This is a genomic window from Natronococcus jeotgali DSM 18795 (genome assembly GCF_000337695.1).
Taxonomy (GTDB): Archaea; Halobacteriota; Halobacteria; order Halobacteriales; family Natrialbaceae; genus Natronococcus; species Natronococcus jeotgali.
This window is the reverse complement of record NZ_AOIA01000092.1, coordinates 1-17,872: the sequence shown is the minus strand read 5'-3', so window position 1 is coordinate 17,872 and position 17,872 is coordinate 1. Positions and strand designations below refer to the sequence as shown.

General features: G+C 69.0%; 23 protein-coding genes. 12 read left to right on the top strand and 11 right to left on the bottom strand.

The features are described from left to right. Window positions 1-58: 58 nt before the first annotated feature. Window positions 59-535, top strand: a complete 477-nt coding sequence (locus C492_RS09670) for a pyridoxamine 5'-phosphate oxidase family protein (protein WP_008422917.1) — start codon at window positions 59-61, stop codon at window positions 533-535. Between the two features lie 52 nt (window positions 536-587). Here the strand turns inward: C492_RS09670 and C492_RS09665 are convergent, their stop codons facing one another. Together C492_RS09665 and C492_RS09660 are read right to left on the bottom strand one after the other, a co-directional pair. Next, window positions 588-839, bottom strand: a complete 252-nt coding sequence (locus C492_RS09665; protein WP_049892944.1) for a hypothetical protein — start codon at window positions 837-839, stop codon at window positions 588-590. 119 nt (window positions 840-958) lie between these two features. Continuing rightward, window positions 959-4,246 (bottom strand): nitric-oxide reductase large subunit, encoded by a 3,288-nt coding sequence (locus tag C492_RS09660; RefSeq protein WP_008422910.1) that lies wholly within the window; start codon window positions 4,244-4,246, stop codon window positions 959-961. A gap of 262 nt (window positions 4,247-4,508) precedes the next feature. Here C492_RS09660 and C492_RS09655 point away from each other — a divergent pair, with 262 nt between their 5' ends. From C492_RS09655 to C492_RS09640, 5 genes are all read left to right on the top strand, one after another. Then, entirely contained in the window at window positions 4,509-4,979 is a 471-nt protein-coding gene (locus C492_RS09655; protein ID WP_008422908.1) for a nucleoside deaminase, read from the top strand. 228 nt (window positions 4,980-5,207) lie between these two features. Further along, window positions 5,208-5,483, top strand: coding sequence for a PadR family transcriptional regulator (locus C492_RS09650; protein WP_008422905.1), 276 nt, complete (start codon window positions 5,208-5,210; stop codon window positions 5,481-5,483). A gap of 155 nt (window positions 5,484-5,638) precedes the next feature. Further along, window positions 5,639-5,956, top strand: coding sequence for a hypothetical protein (locus C492_RS09645; RefSeq protein ID WP_008422903.1), 318 nt, complete (start codon window positions 5,639-5,641; stop codon window positions 5,954-5,956). 224 nt (window positions 5,957-6,180) lie between these two features. Further along, window positions 6,181-6,339 (top strand): hypothetical protein, encoded by a 159-nt coding sequence (locus tag C492_RS24195; protein WP_160166981.1) that lies wholly within the window; start codon window positions 6,181-6,183, stop codon window positions 6,337-6,339. 38 nt (window positions 6,340-6,377) lie between these two features. Then, window positions 6,378-6,626, top strand: a complete 249-nt coding sequence (locus C492_RS09640) for a HalOD1 output domain-containing protein (protein ID WP_008422902.1) — start codon at window positions 6,378-6,380, stop codon at window positions 6,624-6,626. Window positions 6,627-6,662: 36 nt separating this feature from the next. Here the strand turns inward: C492_RS09640 and C492_RS09635 are convergent, their stop codons facing one another. Then, on the bottom strand, window positions 6,663-6,977 hold the full coding sequence (locus C492_RS09635; protein ID WP_008422900.1) for a hypothetical protein: 315 nt from the start codon (window positions 6,975-6,977) through the stop codon (window positions 6,663-6,665). Between the two features lie 91 nt (window positions 6,978-7,068). Here C492_RS09635 and C492_RS09630 point away from each other — a divergent pair, with 91 nt between their 5' ends. Then, window positions 7,069-7,269, top strand: a complete 201-nt coding sequence (locus C492_RS09630) for a DUF7534 family protein (RefSeq protein WP_008422898.1) — start codon at window positions 7,069-7,071, stop codon at window positions 7,267-7,269. An 84-nt stretch (window positions 7,270-7,353) separates the two neighbouring features. Continuing rightward, entirely contained in the window at window positions 7,354-7,881 is a 528-nt protein-coding gene (locus tag C492_RS09625) for an Rrf2 family transcriptional regulator (RefSeq protein ID WP_008422896.1), read from the top strand. 93 nt (window positions 7,882-7,974) lie between these two features. Here C492_RS09625 and C492_RS24570 read toward each other — a convergent pair whose 3' ends face one another. The 4 genes from C492_RS24570 to C492_RS25570 form a co-directional block, all read right to left on the bottom strand. Next, window positions 7,975-8,139, bottom strand: a complete 165-nt coding sequence (locus C492_RS24570; RefSeq protein WP_008422893.1) for a hypothetical protein — start codon at window positions 8,137-8,139, stop codon at window positions 7,975-7,977. 86 nt (window positions 8,140-8,225) lie between these two features. After that, the gene (locus C492_RS09620) at window positions 8,226-9,749 is read right to left on the bottom strand and encodes an MATE family efflux transporter (RefSeq protein WP_008422891.1); all 1,524 of its coding nucleotides are present in this window, start codon (window positions 9,747-9,749) and stop codon (window positions 8,226-8,228) included. A gap of 146 nt (window positions 9,750-9,895) precedes the next feature. Continuing rightward, window positions 9,896-10,885, bottom strand: coding sequence for an asparaginase (locus C492_RS09615; RefSeq protein ID WP_008422888.1), 990 nt, complete (start codon window positions 10,883-10,885; stop codon window positions 9,896-9,898). 40 nt (window positions 10,886-10,925) lie between these two features. Beyond that, window positions 10,926-11,054, bottom strand: a complete 129-nt coding sequence (locus tag C492_RS25570) for a hypothetical protein (RefSeq protein ID WP_275040333.1) — start codon at window positions 11,052-11,054, stop codon at window positions 10,926-10,928. Between the two features lie 292 nt (window positions 11,055-11,346). On the opposite strand from C492_RS25570, the gene C492_RS09610 reads away from it, so the two are divergent. Then, window positions 11,347-12,501 carry a cobalamin-independent methionine synthase II family protein gene (locus tag C492_RS09610; protein ID WP_008422887.1) on the top strand — a complete coding sequence of 385 codons (1,155 nt, stop codon included), beginning with the start codon at window positions 11,347-11,349 and terminating at the stop codon, window positions 12,499-12,501. Window positions 12,502-12,549: 48 nt separating this feature from the next. Beyond that, window positions 12,550-13,287 (top strand): SDR family NAD(P)-dependent oxidoreductase, encoded by a 738-nt coding sequence (locus C492_RS09605; protein ID WP_008422885.1) that lies wholly within the window; start codon window positions 12,550-12,552, stop codon window positions 13,285-13,287. A gap of 13 nt (window positions 13,288-13,300) precedes the next feature. Here C492_RS09605 and C492_RS09600 read toward each other — a convergent pair whose 3' ends face one another. The 3 genes from C492_RS09600 to C492_RS09595 are packed head-to-tail and all read right to left on the bottom strand — an operon-like array spanning window position 13,301 to window position 14,554. Then, window positions 13,301-14,047, bottom strand: a complete 747-nt coding sequence (locus tag C492_RS09600; protein ID WP_008422883.1) for a 3-oxoacyl-ACP reductase family protein — start codon at window positions 14,045-14,047, stop codon at window positions 13,301-13,303. 46 nt (window positions 14,048-14,093) lie between these two features. Beyond that, window positions 14,094-14,234, bottom strand: a complete 141-nt coding sequence (locus C492_RS24190; protein ID WP_160166980.1) for a hypothetical protein — start codon at window positions 14,232-14,234, stop codon at window positions 14,094-14,096. Next, entirely contained in the window at window positions 14,231-14,554 is a 324-nt protein-coding gene (locus C492_RS09595) for a hypothetical protein (RefSeq protein ID WP_008422881.1), read from the bottom strand. The genes C492_RS24190 and C492_RS09595 overlap by 4 nt, the downstream gene beginning before the upstream one ends. Before the next feature lie 192 nt (window positions 14,555-14,746). Between C492_RS09595 and C492_RS09590 the strand changes: the two genes are divergently transcribed. Beyond that, window positions 14,747-16,300 carry a sulfatase gene (locus C492_RS09590; protein WP_008422880.1) on the top strand — a complete coding sequence of 518 codons (1,554 nt, stop codon included), beginning with the start codon at window positions 14,747-14,749 and terminating at the stop codon, window positions 16,298-16,300. Window positions 16,301-16,373: 73 nt separating this feature from the next. Beyond that, entirely contained in the window at window positions 16,374-17,228 is an 855-nt protein-coding gene (locus tag C492_RS09585; RefSeq protein ID WP_008422878.1) for a universal stress protein, read from the top strand. A 69-nt stretch (window positions 17,229-17,297) separates the two neighbouring features. Here C492_RS09585 and C492_RS09580 read toward each other — a convergent pair. After that, window positions 17,298-17,872 (bottom strand): glycosyltransferase (locus tag C492_RS09580; RefSeq protein WP_008422876.1); only part of this gene is annotated, 575 nt, incomplete at its 5' end.

The window sequence follows — 17,872 nt, the reverse complement described above, 5'->3', positions numbered from 1 at the left end:
CCTCACCGCCCGAGGACGGGGCGAGGGTTTTTCGGCGCTGCTCGACGTCGGCTCGCGTATGTCAGTCGACGAACTGCGGGAGTACGGCCTGGTCGAGATGACCGACGACGAGATTCGGGACTTCCTGTCCGCCCGGAAGGCGGGCGTCCTCGGCCTCCCCGACGACGACGCGCCCTACCTCCTGCCGCTGTCGTTCGGCTACGATGGGGACTCCCGGCTCTACTTCACCTACCTGCTCGGCTCGGGCAGCCGCAAGGAGGCGCTGACCGAGGCCGCCGACACCGCGAGCTTTCTGGCCTACTCGGTGGATACGGTGTACAACTGGGAGAGCGTCCTCCTGACGGGACGGATCTCCCTCGTACCGGAGTCGGCCTGGGACGAACTCGAGCAGGTGCTCGACGACGCGTGGCGACCGGGCATCCTCGAGTCGGCGTCGCTTTCGGGGACGCTCGCGGTCTACGAGTTCCGGATCGACGAGCAGACGGGGATCAAACACGGGGGACTCCCGCCCGCCTTCGAGGCGAGCGACGGGTAACGTCTCGCCGCCGACCCCGCGTTCGATTCCCGCCGGCCGCCGGGAGCGAGCGCTACTCGACGTAGACGGCGAGCGCCAGCGCGAACAGCACCGCGTGCCAGACGAGCACCGCCGCCGCCCGCTCGGGTTCGGCGGTCGGCAGGGGCGGGTTCCGGAACATCGCGTCGTAGACGAACGCGGTCGCGACCAGCGCCCCGACGAAGACTCCGGTGTGGAGCTGCAGCGACGTCGCGACGCCGAGGGCCAGACCGCCGGCGAGACTCGCCGCGATGCCCGCGAGCACCCTGTCGTAGTAGTCGACCATGCTCCCCTCCACCTGAACGGAGCACCGCGAGCGACGAAGAACCGCCGGCGGTTCCCGGCTTCCGGGAACGCGGCGTCACGTCCGTCCGGGCCTGCGATCGAAAGCGAATGGGGGTCGAGCTACCGCGGAGCCGCTCGCCGGTGTCGCCGCGCGGCGAGGAGGTGGCGAACCGCCCCGGCGGTGAACGCCAGGGCGCCGAGGATCATCGGCGTGTCGCCGAGGGTTCGGGCCCACAGCAGCGTCTGGACGCGGTCGCGCTCGTAGAACTCGAGGCTGCGGGCCGCGGCGTAGCCGTCCTGGAAGGCGGTCTGCAACTGGAGGAAGCCAAGCGGCAGCAGCGACACGAACGTCATCACCGCCAACCCGACGTTCGTCAGCCAGAACGCCCCGCGGAACCAGCCGGGCTCCCACGCGGCCTCGGGGGTGACGACCCGGAGGACGTAGGTGCCCAGTCCGAGTGCGAGCAGTCCGAACGCGCCGAACGTGGCCGCGTGGCCGTGGGCGACGGTCAGGTAGGTGCCGTGCTCGTAGTAGTTGATCACCGGGAGGTTGATGAAGAACCCGAGCACCCCGCCGCCGACGAAGTTCCAGACGCTCGAGCCGACGATAAAGAGTAGCGGCAGCGTGTAGGGGAACGACTCGCCCTGGGCTTTCAGCGTGCGGTACTCGCCGAAGCTCCGGTAGAGGACGAACAGTAGCGGGACGAACTCGAGCGTCGAGAACGTCGTCCCGATCGGTACCCAGACGTCGGGGAGGCCGACCCACCAGTAGTGGTGGGAGACGCCGACGATCCCTGCGGCCATGATCGCGAACACCTCGAAGAGGATCGCCTTCTCGGCGTCGCCCTTCTCTAGGAGCTCCATCGAGACCAGCGCGACCGAGACGACGGCGGTGACGAAGAACTCGAAGACGCCCTCGACCCACATGTGGACGACCCACCACCGCCAGAACTCCGTGACGGCGATGTTGGTCTCGGGGGTGTAGAGCATGCTCGCGGCGAACATCAGCGCGATCGAGCCGCCCGCGTAGGTCATGAAGTGACCGAGCCCGGTCGGGGGTTCCTCGAGCCGGCGGACGCTGCGTAACACCAGACCCGTCCACCCGACGAAGCCGACGAGCAACAGCACCTTCCACAGCCGGCCGACCTCGAGGTACTCGAGGCCCTCGGAGCCGAGCCACCACCAGAGTTCGCCCTCGTCGGGCGAGTCGAACGCGCCCTGCGAGCTGAGCCAGACGCCCGCGAACGCGCCGACGGTCGTCGCGACGAGGACGCCGAGCAGCCCGGTCGCGGCCGCGGCCTGCAGGGGCGGGTCGCTGTCGGTGAACAGCCCGGGGAGGAAGAGCCCGCCCGCGAGCCACAGCGCCGTGATCCAGAGGATGGCGAGGTTGATGTGCCAGGTGCGTCCGACCGAGAACGGCAACAGGGAGACGATGTCGATCCCCAGCGCGTCGCCGATGCCGTAGAACCCGGTGCGTTCGACGTAGTAGTGAGCCAGCAACGCGCCGACGAGGGTCTGGGCGACGAACAGCGCGCCCGCGACGGGCACGTACCACGCCGCGGCGTACTGGGTCGGCGTGATCGATACCGAGTCCGGCGAGGGAATGTCGACGACCTCGGTCGCCGGCTCGGCGAAGTCGAACGCGTGGTAGGCCCAGACGCCCGCGCCGCCGCCGGCGATGAGCAACACGACGCTGATCGTGCTCCAGACCAGCACCTGCCCGGTCGGCTGGTTCCCGGTGCCCGGGACGTAGGGCCAGTCGTTCGTGTAGGAGTGATCCGAGCCGGGGCGGTCGGTGTGGGCCATCCACGCCGTCCAGCACGCGAAGTCGGCGATCCGGGCGGCCTGGGCGGCCGAGTTGACGAACTCCTCCGGGACGCCGCGGTCGGGGTCGCCGCCGTGGTAACGGTCGATGTACTCCTCGCGGAGGCGGCGGTGAGCGTAGGCCTCGGCCGCCGAGTAGCGGGCGATCGGCCCCGCGGGGGCGTCGTTGTCGAACTCCCGCTCGACCCGCTCGGCGACGACCGCGCGCTCGTCCGCCTCGAGGTCCTCGACGGAGTCGGCGCCCCGCTCGCGGGCGTAGTACTCGCGGATGTACTCGGCTTTCAGTTCCAGGGCGTCGGCGGTGAGATCGACCCCGAAGTAGGAACCGTTGCCCAGGATCGAGCCGTGGCTCATCAGGCCGTTGGACTGGAACGCCTTCTTCCCCAGCCGTATCTGTTCGGCCGTCACGACGGTCTCCCCGTCGGGATCGCGGATCTCCTCGGGGATCGGCGGCGCCTTCTCCCGGGAGAGCCACGCCCCGATACTCATCGCGACGAGGTTGGCGACGAACAGCGCGACGAGCGCCTTCGATCCCGTCGACTTCGAGCGAAGCGACGCGAGATCGACGCCGCCGCCGTCGGCGGTCGTCAGCGAACTCGAGAGCAACTCGAGGAGGCGCCACCCGAGGATGCCGTCGCCGAGACCGCCGCTACTCTCCCCTCCCCCCGAGGCCAGCACCGGTAGCAGTCGGGCGAGCGCTCGCCCATCACCGACGCCGTCCGACAGGAGCGTCGTCGCCGCCAGCGCCGCCGCGGTCGCTACGGAGGCGGACCCCGCGGTCGCCGACGAGTCCGGGTCGGCGCCGGCGTCGGCCCCCGCCGCGACCGTCGGCTCCGTCGGCGCCGCCGGTCCGACGTTAGCGTCCCGGCTGTGTCCGGCGGTCGGTTCCGTCCCGGGCCGCCGTCCTCCGAGGACTCGATCCGTCGGGAACTCCTCGAGCCCCTGCTCGAGCGCCCGGGCGACCTCGACGGCGTCCCGGTCCAGGACCGCCTCGAGGACGCGGTCCGGCGACTCCGCCTCGAGATCTAACGCCGCACGGAACTGCGCGTATGCGTCCTCGGACGCGTCGGCGACGGGAACCGCCGCGTCGGTCGAGCCCGCCCGCGAGTCCCGATTCGACGTGGATCCGTCCGCGTCGGCGAGACGCTCGAGCAACTCCTCGGGGTCGAGGTCGGCCTCGGGCGCGACCCGATCGCGGATCGCCGCCAGCGTCGCCTCGTCCAGTCGGGTTGCGTCGAGGCGGTAGCGGCGCAGGAACGCCTCGAGCGCCCGATCGAGGCTCGCGTCGCGCTCCGTCTCGGCCCGCTCGCGCAGCTCCGCGGCGGAGCGCCCGACGGCGCGTCTGCACGCCTCGTCGGCCGCGCGCTCGAGGACGCGGTCGCGAAGCGCCCCGTCGGAGTCGGACCGGTCGCGGAGCTCGTCCGCCCCCCGGTCGACGGCGTCGGCGGCCCGCTCGCCGGCGGCCCGACGGATCCGCGCCGAGGCGGCGGCGACGGCCTCCGTGGTGCCCTCGAGGCGCTCGGCTACGGACCCCAGCCTATCGGTTCCTCTCGCGTCGTCCGGTAGCACGTTCGTGAGTTCCATGGGTCAGGTGATCATCCATCGGTAGCGTCCACGTCGTCCCAATTGTATATTTATACACCTATCAGGGGACGAACTACTTCGAGAGCGACGAGTCGGGACGGACCCGAGCAGTCGCCCTCGAGCGCCCGCTCGGTTTCGACGCGTCCGCTCGTTCGCTCCGTACGCGCAACGTCCCAGCGTCCCTCGAAGCCGTTTTTCCCGAAGATGTTCCCCCCGGTTCCGTCGACGGGGAACTTATCCGACCGCTCGCCGTTTTTCGCGTATGGACCCCGACGACTTCGACCACGAATCGCACATGGGGAGGGCGTTCGAACTCGCGCGCGAGGCCGCCGACCGCGGCGACCGACCGTTCGGCAGCGTGCTCGTCCGCGACGACCGTCTCGTCGCGTCGGCGTCGAACCGCGTCGTCACGGAAGACGACGTTCGACGCCACCCCGAACTCCACCTCGCCTACCGCGCGTGCCGGGAACTCGAGCCCGACGAGCGGGCCGAAACCGCGATGTACACCAGCACGGAGCCGTGTCCGATGTGCGCCGGCGGGATGATTCGGGCGGGGTTCGACCGCGTCGTCTACAGCGTCGGCGGCGACGAGATCGGTGCGTACACCGGTAGCGACCCGCCGGTTCGCGCGGCGACGATCCTCGAGGGCGTCACCGACGTCGTCGGCCCCGTCTCGAACGAGGAGGGACGACGGATCCACCGGGCGTTCGACTGGGCGGCGACGCGAGAGTGAGTCCTCGAGTACGCCGACTCTCCCGTTAGCTCCTCGACTGAGACAGATGCCTACGATACTTGTCTTAGATTCTGACCTTAGAATATAATGTTCGGTCCGATCCCGAACCGCAATCGTGGCGAGAACGTCACCCGACGGGATCCGTTCGCGATTACGTTCACGGTGCAGGGACTTACAGTCCGACCCGGGAATGATATCAAATACTTGTTCGTTGAACTCGCCGACGGGATGAACGACCTCACCGGCTTCCAGCGGGACCTGCTGTACGTGATCGCGGGCGCCGACAAACCGTCGGGCCAGGACATCAAGTCGGAGATCGAGCGGTACTACAGCTCCGAGATCGACCACGGACGGCTGTACCCGAACCTCGATACCCTCGTCAACAAGGGACTGGTCGAGAAGGGCGAACTCGACAGGCGAACGAACTACTACGCCATCACCGAGGCCGGAGAGCAGGCGATCCGCGAGCGCCAGGACTGGGAGCGACAGTACACCGACTCGTAGGCGCCCGCGCGACTCGGCCCGACCGCGTTGTCGATCGTTCGCCGATACCCTACCCGTCGTCTGTGTCAGGGGCCGCGAGTCGCGGCGACGCCGGAACCGACCGTCCCCGCTCCGCCGGCGGTACAGCCAAGTTTCCAGCCCGGTAACTGCCGACCATGCCCACGGACTCAGACCGTGCCGACGATTCCGATCCGGCGGACACGCTCGACCTCGAGCGATCGGCGGAGATCCAGATCGGCGTCACGCGCGGCGAGCACGACCTCGAGATCGGCCCCCCGCGGGACTACCCCGACCGCGCGGACGTTTCGGTTCGCTCGAGCGCGGACGGCGTCGTCCTGAGCGTCGACGCGATGGCGGGCGACCACGGGACGGGCCACGTCGACGCGACCCTGACTCCCGACGAGGCTCGCGATCTCTCGGAGCGACTGGCCGCGGCGGTCGAAACGGCCGAGGACGGGCGACGGGAGGACTGATCGTCCCGACGGGACGGTCGCGTCCTCCCGCGCAACCGCCCGACCGTCGGATTTCCGACGACTCGCTCCGATTATCGAACGGCTGAAACGACTGGCTGCCCCGAAGTATCCACCCGAAACGGCACCTCGCGGGAACGATACCGCCTCGCGGGGTTTCGGAAGCAAGTTCCGTACACGATCGCGGACGCCGACGAATCCGTCGGATCGGGGAGCGAGCGGAACTCGTGAGGGACGACGGCTCCGAGGCCGATTACGGGCGACCGCGTTCGACCCTCGAGACGGTCTCGAGCGCCCGCTCGACCGACGTCTGCGCCGTCACCGAGGACGGAGACCGAGCCGGAAGCGACGGGAGCGGATCGTCCGTCGCGTCGATCAATAATTAGCCGAAAGTATTTATGAAATCATATAGTTTCGGGAAACGATGACTGAAACTCTGACGGAAACGACTGAGGATATCCACGAGCGGATCGTCGTCGGTGTGGCCTCTCTCGAGGACGCCGATCCCCTGTCGCTGCCGCCGCTGTTCGACGCCGTCGATCCCGACGCGCTCGAGGCGATCTTCGCCGATCCGCGCCGCGGCGCGTCGCGGGTCGGGACGATCGAGTTCCCCTACGCGGGGTACACGATCCACATCGAGTGCGCCGACGAGCCCGTCGTCAGGATCGACTGATCGACCGACGTCGAACCCGCGATCGAAGGCGGGCGCTCAGTCGTAGCTCAGGCTGTCCAACGTGTAGCTGTCGGCCGTGTGGGTTCGGTCGACGAGAAGTGTCGGTCCGTTTGCGGCCCGCTGAAGCTCGCACCGGAACTCTCCGAGGTTTCCCGGGTTGAGCGACGCCGGCGGATCGTCGAGCGTGAAGTTGAGCGTACCGGTGTTCCCGCGTACCCGTTCGGGCTTCATCGCGGCGGCGCGGATCCGATTGCCGTTCTGTTTCACGTCGATCGTCCCGGTGAACTCCCAGGTGTCGTCGTTGTACCTGACCTGCTCGCCCTCGAGTTCCGGGAGGTGCGTTTCTACCATGGGAGACAATACCGCGCATTGGTTATAGTCGTTTGGTGTCCGCGCCGTTCGAGACACAACGGATATCCTCACTTACCAGATAACCGACTATATGCACTCGAAGACGTTCTCGAAGTTTCTCTCCGCGATGCTGCTGCTCGCGATGATCGCGGTGACGAACGCGGCGGTCGTCTCGCCCCCCGACCCGTTCACGCTGGGTCTGTACGCACTGCCGTTGCTGCTCGTCGCGGCGGCGCTCGCCTACGCGCTCACGTACGGAGTCCGCGACGTCCCGCAGCGGCGAAACGTCTGAGCGTCCGCTCCCGACGGTCGACGAGAAACTGATTCGGAAGCTGACAAACGCAACCCGTATATATAAACCGCCGCTCGTTCCGGTATGGACCAGATCGATCTGACGAACAGCCAGCGAACGACGCTCACCGCGCTAGTCAACGAGTATCAATCGACCGACTCGACCGTCAGCGCACGGGTCATCGCCGAGGAAACCGGACGGAACTCCGGAACGATCCGCAATCAGATGCAGACGCTGTCCGCTGTCGGCTTGGTCGAGAGCGTCGCCGGACCCGAGGGCGGGTACGAACCGACCGACGCCGCCTACCGCATCCTCGAGCGACGGCGGCTGGACGACGCCGAGACCGTCACCCTCGCCCGCGACTACGACCGCGTCGACGCGACGGTCGACGAGATCGACTTCACGAACGTCCACCACCCCGATCTCTGCCGAGCCCAGATCCACTTCCAGCAGTCGGTTCGCGAACTCGAGGAGGGGGATCCGCTCGTGGTCGGCCCGACCCCGGTCTCGGACCTCGTCGTCGTCGGCGCCGTCGTCGCCACCGACGGCACGACCAACACGGTCGTCGTCGACGTCGGACGGATCCGAGCGCCGATGCCGGAGGAGACGTAGCTCGAACCCCGAACGCTCGCCGTCCGCGAGACGCGCCGAGCGTTCGGCGTCCGGCAGCCGAGAGGGACGTCCTGGCAGGGCTGTTACACGGATTCAGCGCGCGTCGCACTCGAGGCGGTCGTACTCCGCGACCTCGATCGAGTCGCAGGACGGGCAGGTCCACTCGGCTCCTTCGAGTCCCGTTCCGCAGTTTCGGCACTCGAAGATCGCGTCGCCACGGGCGGAGAAGTACGTTCTTACTGCTGCAACAACCGACACACTCGGCTGTTCGGAGAGAGACTACCCGGTGACGATTTCGCGTGCCGGGTCGATTCGATCCGGCCGGCTCCCCGACGCCGGGCCGCTCAGTCGTGATCCTCGATGGGACCGGTCGCCGCGGGGGACCGGTCGTCGGCCGTCGCCTCGGCTTCGCGGTCGGCGTCCGGCTCGACGACGCTTTCGGTCCAGGTCCCTCGGAGGAGGTACGCTCCGGCCAGAACGACGATGAGCGCGTTCGTCAGCGCGTCGCCGACGAAGACCCCGGTCGCTCCCAGCCCGAGCGGTTCGGCGAGCCCGTAGGCCAGCAGCGGTCGGAGAACGATGAAGCCGACGATCGCGAACCCCATCGCGGTTCGGGTGCTGCCGCTGCCGCGGAACGCGCCCTGGACGACGTAGAACGCGCCCAGGAAGACGTAAGAGAGCGAGACGATGCGGAGGTACTCGGCTCCGACGGCCGTCACCGCGGCCGATCCCGACCCCGCAACGAAGACGCCGACGATCGGGTCGGCGAGGGCGTAGACGACGCCGCTGAAAAGCAGGAAGCCGCCGGCGACGAGCCCCGTCGCGACGTAGACGCCGCGCTCGGCGCGACCGACCTGTCCGGCGCCGAGGTTCTGCCCGACGACCGTCTCGACGCCCCGGGCGAGGCCGAGCGCCGGTAACACGACCATCGACGTGACCCGGGTGCCGATCCCGTAGCCGGCGACCGCCGTCGGGCCCGCGAGCGCGACCAGCGCGGTCAGGATCGTCACGCTGAACGCCTTGGTGCTCACCTCGACGCTTGCGGGCGCGCCGATCGCGACGAGCTCTCGCACCGTCTCTCGCTCGGGCCGGAAGTCGTCCGTCGAGAGCTCGATCCCGACCCGCCCCGAGAGCAACAGCCAGATCCCGACCGCCGCGGCGAGCCCCCGCGAGAGGATCGTCGCGAACGCCGCCCCCTGGACCGCCCAGCCGTCGAATCCCGTGAGCGCGAACAGCCGAGCCTCGAGGGCCTCGAGGCCCAGCCACGCGAAGGCGACGTTGTCCTGGAAGCCGAGGATGAAAAACGGGTCGATGACGACGTTGAGCGCGACGCTGACGCTCATGAGGTACAGCGGCGTCCGCGTGTCGCCCCACCCCTGCAGCAGCGACTGGAAGACGAAGAAAGCGAAGATGAAGGGCATCCCGGCGAACTCGGTCCGGGTGTACGCCAGGGCGTACTCGTACTCGAGAGTCCCCGGCTCGGCGCCGACGAACCGGAGCATCGCCGGCGCGAGGACGAACCCGACGACGGCGACGAGCGCGGAGAGCCCGAGGATGACCGAGATCGTTTGCCCGGCGACCTGCGCGATCCGCTCGAGGTTGCCGGCGCCCTTGTTCTGGGCGACGAGGACGGTTCCCGCGACGTTGAAGCCGATCCCGAAGCTGATCACCAGGAAGATGATCGCCCAGGAGAACGACAGCGCGGAGACGCCGGCCTGGCCGAGCCGACCGACCCAGAAGGTGTCGGCGAGGTTGTACCCCACCATCAGCAGATTGGTGAGGACGATCGGCGCCGAGAGGACCACCAGCGGCCACACCAGTCCGCCGTCGATGACGTCAACCGATCGATCCCGACCGTTTCGGCTCACTGTACTCTCTGGAGTACCATCCGCGTCGCGGGGCCGAAACCCTTTCCCCGATCTGATCGGCGAGCCGACACGTCCCGCGGCGTCGAGCCCTCGTTCGGGCCGGCGTCCTCGAGGGCGCGGGTGCGATCGGCGCGACGGGGTCCGGGCTACTCCGCGGTCGGGACGCCGCGCTGGGCCTCGAAGGCCGCCCGGACGTCCTCGAGCTTGTGGAACGCCGAGAGCGCCAGACCGAGCTTGATGCGAGCCTTCCAGGGCGGCAGATCGCCCGCCGGGATCGCCCCGTGCTCGCGGACGGTACGGCTGCCGCCAGGCCCGCCGTACCGGGCGCCGACCGCGCCGTCGAAACACCGCGTCGCGACGACGACCGGCACGCCCGCCTCGATCGCCTCCGCGACGCCGTCGCCGAGCGCGGGCGTCGTGTTCCCGATGCCGCTGGCCGCCAGCACGAGCCCGTCGACGCCGTCCTCGAGGGCGCGCTCGAGCTGGCGGGCGTCGACGCCGAGCCCGCTGGGCAACGTCTCGACCCGGGCGGTCAGCTCGCTCGCGGGGAGGGAAACCGACTCGCTGCCGGGCTCGCGCCGCAGCGAGAGCCCGTCGGCCGTGAGCTCCGCCACCGGTCCCGCGTCGGGCGAGGCGTACGCCTCCGGCCGTCCCGCCCGCGCCTTCGTCACCCACCTGGCGGCGTGGACGAGGTTGCCGAACGCGACGTACGCGCCCGCCTCGAATCGGTCGTCGGCCGCGGTCCGAACCGCCTGCAGCAGGTTCGCGGGGCCGTCGGCTCCCGCCCTGTCGGCGGGTCGCTGCGCTCCGGTGAAGACCACCGGGACGTCGGCGTCTGTCACCATGTCGACGTAGTAGGACGTTTCCTCCATCGTGTCGGTCCCGTGGGTCACGACGACGCCGTCGACGCCGTCGTCGTCGGCTCGCTCGATCGCCTCGACCAGCGCGGCGACGTCCGAAACGGAGAGGTGGAAGCTGAGTTCGTCGCAGACGGACTCGACGTCGACGCTCGCGACGTCCTCGAGTTCGGGGACCGCGGCGACGAGGTCGTCGCCGTCCCTCGAGGGGGTCGCTCCGTCCGCCCCGTCCGTCGACGCGATCGTGCCGCCCGTGCTCAGTACGCGAACGCGTGCCATGTACCCGTATCTCGAGCGGAGCTACTTGGTTCGCTCGGGCCTAGTAGTGGCTGCCGATCCTCGATGCGGACGGGGAGACGTACTGCACGCGTTCGGTCTCGTCGGCCAGCGCGGTTTCGGTCGACTCGTCGACGTCCTCGATCGGGTGGTCCGTTTCGGCGTCGGTCATCGTTCGTTCGAAGCGGGCGCCGGTATATAATCGCTCCCGCTAATCGAACTCAGGATCTACATACTGAGGGGGGGATTGCTAGCTCGAACGCGTTGGCTATATCACCTAGAACACCCTACAGGATCGACCGGTCGTGGTCCCACTCGTGGGGCCTTCGTTCGGCCCGTCTCTCGGCCTCCTCCTCGAGTCCGTCGGCTACAGCCCTCGCCCGCACGGAGGTCGCACTCGAGGCCGGCGTTCGAATACCGCTGGTTATAATACGGTCTGAATATATTACTCATGCAAGTACACAATGACAGGAACTAACGACCGAATCCGGACGACGCACATCGGAAGCCTCCCGCGACCGCCCGCGCTGCTCGAGCTACTGACGGCGCGCCAGGAGAGCGAGGACGTCGACGACGAGGAGTGGGACGCGACCGTCGACGAGGCCACGCGGGACGTCGTCGAGCGCCAGGCCGAGGTCGGACTCGATATCGTCAACAACGGCGAACAGTCCCGAGTCTCGTTCAACTGGTACGTCGCGGACCGCCTCAGCGGGATCGAGGGCAAACGCGAGCAGGAGCTGTGGGCCGACCTCCAGGAGTTCCCCGACTACGCCGAGGAGACGTTCAAGACGGACGTCATCGACCTCTCGATGCACCCCGTCGTTACCGGTCCCGTCGAATACACCGGCCACGAGGAAGCCGAGGCCGAGCTCGCGGCGTTCGAGGCGGCGCTCGAGGCCGTCGACGCCGACATCGAGGAGACGTTCGTAACCGCGGCCTCGCCGAGCATCGTTACGGCCACGCACGTCGACGACTACTACGACGACTACGAGGAGTTCCTCTTCGCCACCGCCGAGGCGATGGCCGAGGAGTACGAGCTCGTCGCCGACACCGGCGCGACGATCCAGATCGACGCGCCCGAACTCCTCACGGCCGGCCACACGGCGGCCTTCGCCGACGCGCCCCTCGAGGAGGTCAAAGACGTGACCCGTCTCCACGTCGAGGCGCTCAACGAGGCGCTGTCGACCGTCCCCGCCGAGCAGGTCCGGCTCCACACCTGCTGGGGGAGCTACGAGGGCCCCCACCACCTCGATACGGACCTCGTCGAGATGCTCCCGGAGATCTACGAGGCCGACATCTCGGGGCTGAGCGTCGAGCAGGCCAACCCCCGCCACCAACACGAGTACCGCGCGTTCGCCGAGCAGCCGCTGCCGGAGGGCTGGACGCTGATCCCCGGCGTCGTCGACGTCAAGACGAACATCGTCGACCACCCCGAGACGATCGCGGATCGGCTGGAACGGGTCGCCGAGGCCGTCGACGACTCGACGCCGCTGGTGGCCGCCCCCGACTGCGGTTTCGACACGCAGGCCGACATCGGGATGGTCGACCCCGAGATCGCGTGGGCGAAACTCGAGGCGCTGGTCGAGGGCGCCGCGATCGCGACCGAACGGCGCTCCTGACGCGGCCGAAACGCCACCCTCTTCTCTCGCTTCGCGGTAGTTCCGTCCATGAGCCTACTCGACGGGGAGACGGTGATCGTGACCGGAGCGAGCCGCGGCCTCGGCGCGTCGATGGCGACCCGGTTCGCCGAGGAGGGCGCGAACGTCGCGTTGACCGCCCGCAGTCGATCCGACCTGGAGGACGTCGCCGACGGCATCGACGGCGAGACGCTCGTCGCGCCCGCCGACGTCACCGACGAGGCCGCGGTACGCGGGGTCGTCGACGCGACCCTCGAGGAATACGGCGAACTGACCGGGCTCGTGAACAACGCCGCCATCGGGCTGCTCACCCTGCACGACGAGCGCAGCGTCCTCCACGAGGTCGCGACCGAGGACTTCCGGCAGATCCTGGACGTGAACGTCACCGGGGTCTTCCTGTTCTCGAAACACGCCGTCCCCGCCATGATCGAGTCGGGCGGGGGAACCGTCCTCAACGTCTCGTCGGGACTGGGCCGTCGGGGATCGGCGACCTGGGGCCCCTACGTCGCCTCGAAGTGGGCACTCGAGGGGATGACCCGGACCCAGTCCGAGGAACTCGCGGAGTACGGGATCACCGTCAACGCCGTCGATCCCGGCGGCCGGGTCGCGACGACGTTCTGGGACCACCTCCCGGACGACGAGCGATCGGAGATCCTCGAGCCCGACGTCATGGACGACGCCGCGACGCGCCTGCTCGCCCAGGGGGCCGACGGCGTAACCGGGGAATCGATGCCCGCCGACGAGTGGGAACGGCGGCTCGACGCGTAGCGTCGCTGGGTTTTCAGTGCATCGCGTCGCCGCCGTCGGGGCTGAGCGTCTGGCCCGTGTAGTAGTCGCCGCCGTCCCCGGCGAGCAAAACCGCCGTCGGCGCGACATCATCGACGGTTCCCATTCGACCGAGGGGCACTTCCGCTTCCTTGTTCTCGCGCCACTCCTCGGTCGTGTTCTCGAGCATGTCCGTCTCGATCGGGCCCGGCGCGATGGCGTTGACCCGCACGTCGGGTGCGACCTCCCTGGCGAGCGCGCGTGTAAAGGAGATTACGCCGCCCTTCGCGGCCGAGTAGTGGGCGAGTTCCGGGGCGCCCTTGATCCCCAGCTGCGACGCGACGTTGATCACGCGGCCGTCGCCGCGCTCGAGCATCCCCTCGATGGCGAACCGGGTGACCAGAAAGGTGCCCCGCAGGTCGACCGAGACGGTTCGATCCCACGTCTCGACGTCCATCTCGTCGAGCGTCGACGGCTCGAGCACGCCGGCGTTGTTGACGAGGACGTCGATCCCGCCGAACTCGTCCTCGACCGTTTCGACGAGTCGTCGGACCGAGTCCTCGTCGCTCACGTCGGCCTGGACCGAGACCGCGGTGCCGCCCTCGCTCTCGATCGCCTCGACCGTCTCCGCGGCGCCGTCCTCGTTCGAGCGGTAGTTGACCGCGACCGCGGCGCCCTCGCGACCGAACGCCGCCGCGATCCCGCGGCCGATGCCTCGCGACGCGCCGGTAACCAGGGCCGATTTTCCCTCGAGCATACCCATACTACCGCTATGCGGTCGCAGTCGTATCACGTTCCGCCCGGCATCTTCAGCCGCCCGCGGAGGGCTCGACCGCGGTGAGTCCCACCGGTCCGGCGTGGCGACTCCTCGAGTTCGACGGGTCGGCTCCCTGCTCGGCGACGATGCGCCGACGGGATTCGGCGGCGCCGACCCCGTCGCCGCGTCTCACTCGGCTCGTCGCCAGGTCGGCGCCGCCTCGAGGGCCGAAACGGCGCTCTCGAGATCGGCCTCCGCGGCGCCGTAGAACCGCTCTCTCCCGACTGGCGTGCACACCTTGATGATGACGGTCGCGTCCGTCGCGCGGAAGACCGACAGTCGCCACGGCGTTTCGGTGTCCTCCCAGCGGCTCCGAAGCCTCGTTTCCTCGTCCTCGAGGGTGCGCGATCCCAGCGCCCAGCTCAGCCGCGTCGGTTGCGACACGTCGAGCGGAATCGCGGGCGGGAGTTCGACGGGGGCGTCGTCGACACTACGGGAGTCACGAGTTGCCATACCTCACGAGTCGGCGGTGTCGATTAAAAAAAGTAGCTATTCGAGCGCGCGTTCGGAGCGACGGACTCGGTCGTTTCGGCTCCGCTCGAGGCTCGTCGACCCGCCCGTGGGACCCGCGCCCGACGCGTCGCGGACGACGCCGCCGAACGAGGAAGGCGCGTTTTATCTGAGTGGACTCACTCGTCACACCTAATGAACGGGACACAGCAGTCGAACGTGCTCTTCGTCGTGCTGGATACGGTCCGGAAGGATCGGCTCGGTCCGTACGGCTACGATGGGGGGACGACCCCCGAGCTCTCGCGGTTCGCCGAAGAGGCGACCGTCTTCGAGTCGGCGGTGGCGCCCGCGCCGTGGACGTTGCCCGTCCACGCCTCGGTGTTCACCGGCCTGTATCCGAGCCAGCACGGGGCCGACCAGGGGAGCCCGTACCTCGAGGACGAGACCACCCTCGCGTCGGCGCTGTCGGCCGCGGGGTACGACACGGCGTGTTACTCCTCGAACGCCTGGATCACGCCCTACACCGGCCTTACCGACGGGTTCTCCGAGCAGGACTCGTTCTTCGAGGTGCTGCCCGGGGACGTCCTCTCGGGGCCACTGGCCAGCGCGTGGCAGGCGGTCAACGACAACGACTACCTCCGCGACCTGGCGTCGACGCTCGTTCACCTCGGCGCGAAGGCCCACTCGAAACTCGCCAGCGGCGAGGGGGCCGACTCGAAGACGCCCTCGGTGATCGACCGGACGAAGTCGTTCGTCGAGGACAGCGACGGCGAGGAGGGCTGGTTCGCGTTCGTCAACCTGATGGACGCCCACCTGCCGTACTACCCGCCTGAGGAGTACCGCGAGGAGTTCGCTCCCGGCGTCGACCCCGACGACGTCTGTCAAAACTCCAAGGAGTACAACTCGGGCGCCCGCGACATCGACGGCGAGGAGTGGGAAGCCATCCGCGGGCTCTACGACGCCGAGATCGCCCACATGGACGCCGAACTCGGACGGCTGTTCGACTGGCTTCGCGAGACCGGTCGGTGGGAGGAGACGACGGTCGTCGTCTGCGCGGACCACGGCGAACTCCACGGCGAGCACGACCTCTACGGCCACGAGTTCGCGCTCTACGAGCAGCTGATCAACGTCCCACTGCTCGTCAAACACCCCGCCCTCGAGGCGGACCGACGCGACGACCTCGTCGAACTGCTCGACTGCTATCACACGGTCCTCGAGGCCCTCGACGTCGACCCCGACGCCGTCGGCGAGGGCGATGCGACCGACTTCGATCCGACGCGGTCGCTGCTCTCGAACGAGTATCGGGCCTTCGACGGGGTCGCCGACCCGGATCCCGGCCAGCGAGCGACCCACGAGGGGGAGGACTACGCGTTCGTCGAGTACGCCCAGCCGGTGATCGAACTCCACCACCTCGAGGAGAAGGCCGACGAGGCCGGAATCGACCTCCCCGACGATCACCGGGCCTACTCGCGACTGCGCGCGGCCCGCGGCACCGACGCGAAGTACGTCCGGGCGGACCGAATCGCCGACGAGGCCTACCGACTCGACGAGGACCCGCTCGAGGAGTCTCCGGTGGATCCCGACGACGACGACGCCGTCGCCGCGACCGAGCGGGCGCTCGCCCGCTTCGAGGAGGCCGTCGGCGGCGCGTGGGACGATCCGGCCGAGACGACCGACGACGCCGACGCGCTGGACGACGCCGACGAGGAAACCCGCGAGCGGTTGCGCGAACTCGGCTACCTCGAGTGACCGCCCCCGATCCCGTCGCCGGCTTTCGCCACGCGAATTCGTAAACCGTCGCGGAACGTAGTCGAGGGCAGCCATGTTCGACCGCATCCTCGTTCCCGTCGACGGAAGCGATCCTGCGACCGCGGCGCTCGAGCACGCCCTCGAGATCGCCGCCGATCACGACGCCACCGTGACGCTGCTCTACGTCGCGGACACGAACGAACCCAGCCAGACCCGCGTCGGCACCGACGTCGTCGACGTCCTCGAGCGCGAGGGCGACGAGATCGTCTCGAACGCTCGCGAACGGGCGGCGGCCCGCGACGTCCCCGCGACCACCGACGTCGTGCAGGGGGCTCCCCACGACGCGATCGTCGACTACGCCGAGCGGAAGGACGTCGACCTCGTCGCGATGGGCACCCACGGTCGGGACGGGCTCGAGCGTCAGGTCGTCGGCAGCGTCGCGGAACGCGTGCTCAACGCGGCGTCGATGCCGGTACTGACGGTTCGCGCGACCGACGATCCCCCGACGTACCCCTACGAGTCGATCCTCGTTCCCGTCGACGGGAGCGACCACGCGACCGCCGCGTTGGGGCTGGGCGCGGCCGTCGCCGAGCGCGGCGGCGCCGAGCTCTCCCTCCTCTCGGTTCTCGACGACCAACTGCTGGGCTCGCTCACCGGCGACGACGAACGCGAGAGCCGAGCGCAGGACGTCCTCGAGGACGCCGAGTCGACGGCGAACGACGAGGGAGTCGACGACGTCGCGACCGCCGTCGAGTCGGGCTCCGTCCCGCGGGAGATCACCGCCTACGCCGAGGACAGCGGGAACGATCTGATCGTCATGGGAACGCACGGCCGAACGGGACTCGACGAACGGTTCCTCGGAAGCATTTCGGAACGGGTCGTTCGCACGGCCCCGGTGCCGGTGTTGACGACGAACCGCTCGTCGTAACCCGCGGTACCGCGGGTCGTCGTCGCGCTCGACTGTATCCCGGAGACCGCGTTCCGCTCCGTCGGGCAGTCAGTCGCCGAACTCCCGGGGTTCGCCGCCGAAGCCCCACTCGTCGTCGCTCGCCGTCGGCACCTCCGCCGCCGACCGCGCGCCCCGGTAGAGCGACTCGAGGTGCGACAGCGTGCGCTCGACGTCGTAGCGTTCGACCGCTGCCCGCGTCTCCCGCGAGCCCGCCAGACACGACTCGATCGCTTTGCTCATTCCCTCGAGATCGCCGTAGGCGAAGCGCTCGCCGTTGTCGAGGCCGATCGTGCGGTCGAACGGGGCCGCGTCGGTCGCGGCCACCGGCGTTCCGCAGGCGTTGGCCTCGAGCGTCGACAGCCCGAGCGTGTCGGCCGTCGACGCCGTGACGAAGACGTCGAGCGAGGAGTAAAACGCCGGCAGCTCCTCGCGGGGCAGGAACCCCCGGATCTCGACGTTGTCGGGCGCCTCCCGCTCGAGGCGCTCGCGGAAGGGGCCGTCGCCGACGATCGCGAAGTCGTACTCGGGGAGGGCGTCGGCGACGCGGAGGATCTCGTCGACGTTTTTCTCCATGCTGAGTCGGCCGCTGTAGCCGATCACCGTGCGGTCGGGGTACCAGTCGG